This window comes from Mesorhizobium sp. 128a (genome assembly GCF_053848025.1).
Map to the genome: position 1 here is coordinate 1 of NZ_JBSPKY010000057.1, position 4,618 is coordinate 4,618.

The window sequence follows — 4,618 nt, forward strand, 5'->3', positions numbered from 1 at the left end:
CTGGACAGGCTCGAGGTGTTACGTGCCGCTCCCGGGTCTAAGCTCGACAACAACCTCGAGACGATGGGCAATCTTTGCGCCTCCCTGCTGGCACTGGCTCGCAGCCCGAAGCCGGTGTTGCGCTGGCACCGCAGGTCGGCGCGAACCCACGCCCTGCACCAAACCTGCGAAAGAACCCTTGATTGTTGCCGCCTAAAGCTTATCGTCCTCGACTTGAGCGTTCTCTGCTTCTCGTCGAAGATGCTAAATCCGCTCGTGCGTTACTGCCGGCCAGCAAAGGCTGCGGGTCGGCGGTGAGGGTGTCGAGGGGCGGCGGCCGTTCCCGTTCACTCAATGGTGCCGCCGGCGCCTGGATGGTTTCCACGACGCCGCCCCCGCAATCGTAGCCATTGTGATGATCATCGTGCCTGCGCTGCGCTGTTGGGGACATGCTGATGGCGGTGCCGGAAGCACCGGAGACATGTGATATCTCGGCAGCGGGCAGAGCGGCTTCTCTGTCGCTGCACAGGAAAGCGTAGAGTTCCTTCACGCAAATGCGGGCGTCCTTCTTTTCTTTTTGAAAGGGCGGGACGAGGGGCAACCTGATATCGGCCTTTTGGTAGAACGGACTGCGCTCTTCGTACAGCTGGTCAACCTTCTGCTCGATGTCGGCGCCTTGCAGCAGCGGCCGGCTGGTGTCCTTCTTGAGGCGCTTGCGGAGCTCTTTCAGCTCGGTGTCGAGCCAGATCGACCTCGCCTTATTAAGGATCAGGGCTTGATTGGACTCCATGCCAAAGCAGCCGCCGCCGGTTGCGATGACGATGGGCCCTCTCTCCAGCTGCTTGGCGAGCTCTTTGGTCTCCAGGTCCCTGAAGTGCGCCTCGCCGCGGCCAGGGTCGGCGAACATCTCCATCAGATTGCCGTGCTCGGCGACGATACGCTTATCGATGTCGACAAACTCCACCCCCAACTCCTTGGCAAGCTGGGCGCCGATGTTCGACTTGCCGCTCGCCGGCATGCCGACGAGCACGACCGGCCGCGTACCAAGGGCCGCGAGGATCTCGCCGGCTTGCGGCGAGCGAGCGATCGCAATCTGTTGTCTTGCGACGGTGGGCGACCTGGAGGTCCCTGCCGCCCTCGACCTGCTTTCTCCTGACGAGCCCCAGTGTAGTATCTCCCAGGCACCACGGGGAATGGGGACCAGCTCGCATTCGCTCTGCGTGCGCTGCGCGAGCTCGGCCCGGTAACTGGCCGGCGTATGGAACTCGACCTCGAAGCGATAGTTCTGCGCGGTTCTGAACGCCGTGTGAACGCCGCGTAACCGCGGCGTGCCCGTCCTGATGAACCAGTTGGTGGTCTCGACCTCGCTGCAGTCCCGCTCCTCGAAGGCCAGTGCCGCCTTCCTGAAGGCGCGCGTAAAAGCCTCGTCCGGGATCTCGAAGACATGGCGCACGGCATTGGTGACCAGTTGGGCCTCCGGCCCCGCGCTCACGCTCTGGCCGGTCAACTCGTCGGCTATCCAGACCTGCCCGCGCGACCGTTGGTCAAGATGCGGCACCTTCACCTCGATGCCGTCCTGCCGCAAAAGCTCGGCAACCGCATGCACAGTTTCGGTAATCGCCCTTTCTTGCGCTTCGGCGGGGGCGGCTTCGAGCCTGGCGCGCTCCAGGGCCTGTTCGCTGCTCAGCGTTATCCTGCCGGCGGGGTCGTCGTCGGCCGAGATTGCTAAGGCGCTGGGCAGGATGCGCTTTTCGACGGCGAGTCTGATCGAGGCCTCCATGACCGAGGCTGCCAGCGTGGGGTTGTCCTTCAGATCCGCCAGGTTGCCATCGACGTCGAACCGGCCCTGGTAGAGCTTTGCCGCCTGCGCCTTGACATAGGGCGCCGACTTGAAGCCCGGCCTCCGCTCCAAGAGCCGCTGCAATTCGGTGGCTTTTTGCATGAACACCCGCGCTCCGGTATCGGACTTATAGGCGTCCGTGCCGACCTTGATGCCGACGCTCAACAGATTGATGGCGCTTTCATGCAGATCGTCCGGGTTGTAGCCGTCGGGCCGCGGATCGATGCGCGGCTGGTAGTGGTTGAGCAGGAAGTCGATGCGCTTCCTGGCGTCAGCGGTTGCCGGAAAGGATTCGCTGAGTTTCGGGAAGAGCGCGCCGGCGTCGGCGCTGACGGCAGGCTTCGCGCCGGTTGAGGCCACGGATCGCGCTAACTGCTGCTTGACGTCCGACTGCTCATGAGCCGGCTCGCTATTGAGCTGCAGGTTCCAGTCCTGGAGCTCGGCCACTAGCAAGGCGGCCAGTTCGCAGGCCACCGGATGCCTGGCGGCCTTGCTGTCTTCCCCCGCCCTGGCGATGAGCTCATGGAGGGTCTGGCCATCCGGCCGATCTTCCTGCAACAGTGCGCGGATGTCGGCCTTGAGCTCATGATGAATACCCTCGTAGGTGCCGAAGATGGCACGCTCGGCAAACCAGCGTTGCGCCTCCAGCGGCTGCGCCAGCACGTTGCGCTGCAGGCAGCTGTAGGTCTCCAGCACCCGCCCGGTGGCCGACACGATCTGCTTGGACCGGCTGAACTGGTAGCCGCCTTTCTCAATGGCCGGCGTGTGCGACTTCGGCGGCTTCATCGAGGCGATGCCGCGCGCCTGCAGCTGCGCGTCGAACTGGCGCACATGCTCGTAAAGGCGAGGCCGGTCGCCGATGATGACGACAGTGTCGCCGTCAAAATCGCCGTCGAGCTTTTTTTGTTCGGCGCTCGGAACCGCAACCAAAGAGCCGGGCGCGAACACCTCCGTCGCCTGCAGGATGCCGACGCACTCGAGCGCGGTGTCGGCCTTGACCCGGTCCTTTTCCTCCAGCCAGCGCGAATGGCACTTTACGTCCTCGGCAGACATCACCACCCCGCGCTCGGCGAAGTCCGCCGGCCACATTTCGTCGGGCACAACGATCAAGATGCCTTTGGCAAAGAAGGTCGGATCGTCGGCGGCAAGCCCAGCCCCCGACCTGTGCGCGACGTTGAAGCTGTATTGGAAGGCCACGCACCGATCCAGGAACGCCGCGGTCCGATCGCCATCGCGCGCCGACCTGACCCGGTCGGCGGCGAACGGGCGCAGATTGGGCTTGTCATAGGGGGAGCGTCCGACAAGCACGCCAGCGTCACGGGTCAAGGTCTTGCTCTTGCCCGTCGGCACATGCAGGCATTCGTCGCTGGACGGCACGGCGACAGCGCTCGAACCCTCGATATGCCCGCCCGTGACCGTCCGGAACAGCTCCTCGGCGGTGAGGCTTTGATGGGTTTCGAGCCATGCCAGAGCCTTCTCGCGGGTCTCCTGTGCCACCTCGACGCTGCGCGGATAATGTTGCAGCGCCGAGGTCGGTACCGCCGATTGCCTTTTATCGGCATAGGCAGGCATCCGCTCGGGAGCGTCGTGGCGAGCCCGGGCAATGGCCGGCATGCGCTCGGCCAGTGAGGCCCTGATGAAGCCGCAGCCGTCATGCGGCCGCAAGGCGATCTCGCCGTCTCGCCCCTCGAACCGGAAGGGATGCACTGCGCCTGCGGGGCGGTCGGGCAGAAGGGACAGCTTGAAGCACCCTTCCAGCGCATAATCACGCGGGCCAACGTCGGGGATGCCCGGCGGCGCGGCAAATCCGCGGCGCTGGGTATAGTAATAGGCTTCCTTGAACGGCGCCCAGGCCCGCGACAGCTGCTCAAAGGCCGTACCCGGAGCCGTCTCGGCATAGGGGATCGCCAAAAGCTTGCCGCTTGGGGCCTCTGCGTCCGCGAAGGGCAGGTGAGAGGCAAGCTTGTTCAGGCTCTCTTGCGGTGGCTTCAGTTTGCTGCCGCCGAACAGGTCCATGCGGTAGGGCACGCCCTCCACGGTGAACGTGCGTGTCAGCATGGCGCCAGTCGCAATTCCCTTTAGCTGCACCGCCACCACCTTCACCGCGCCCGAGGTCAAGCGGTGGAAAATGGAATAGCGCAACTCGGCTTCGCTGGCCAGCGGCCGGCCTTGCATGTCGACCACCTGCAGCCGCATCAGTCCGGCATCGCCTTGCGGCGGTCTCGGCTCGTGGTCCATGGCCTGAAGGACCCGATGGACATCGAAGCTGGCGGCTGCATGCTGGGCCTGGACCATCGATGCGTTCTGCGCCATGAAGGTGTCGAGCGCTTCGAGCGGCTCCTTCGCCTCGATCTCGGCGATCACGTTCCAGCTCATGTAGGAAAGGTCGGCGTAGATGAGGGCGCGGGCACTGTCCAGGATCTGCCTGGTCTTGCCGTGCAGCTCTTCCTGCCTGGCCTGCAAGGCGAGATCGTCGCCGTCGACATAGGGCCGCCGGTAGAGCGTCTCCAGCACCGCCCGGGTCTTGAGCACCTGATAGATCGAAAGCGCCGGGCAGCGGCTTGCATTGGGGCCGCTGGTGCGCTCGGCCTGGCCTGGCTTGAGATGGGCATCTATCTTGTGTTCCACCACCGGCTGGATGGCGTTGAGCAGGTTCAGCGCCGACCTGCGGTGCCAGCGCAACGCCCGCTTCGGGCTGCGAGCCAGTGGCAGCAGGGAGGCGCAAAGATTGCCCATCGTCTCGAGGTTGTTGTCGAGCTTAAACCCGGGAGCGGCACGTAACACCTCGAGCCTGTCCAT

At 64.5% G+C, this 4,618-nt stretch carries 1 protein-coding gene; it reads right to left on the reverse strand.

Going from position 1 to position 4,618, the window contains the following annotated elements:
* Positions 1 to 199 precede the first annotated feature (199 nt).
* On the reverse strand, positions 200 to 4,618 hold a 4,419-nt coding region (locus ACWTU9_RS32895), incomplete at its 5' end, for a shikimate kinase (RefSeq protein WP_455861963.1).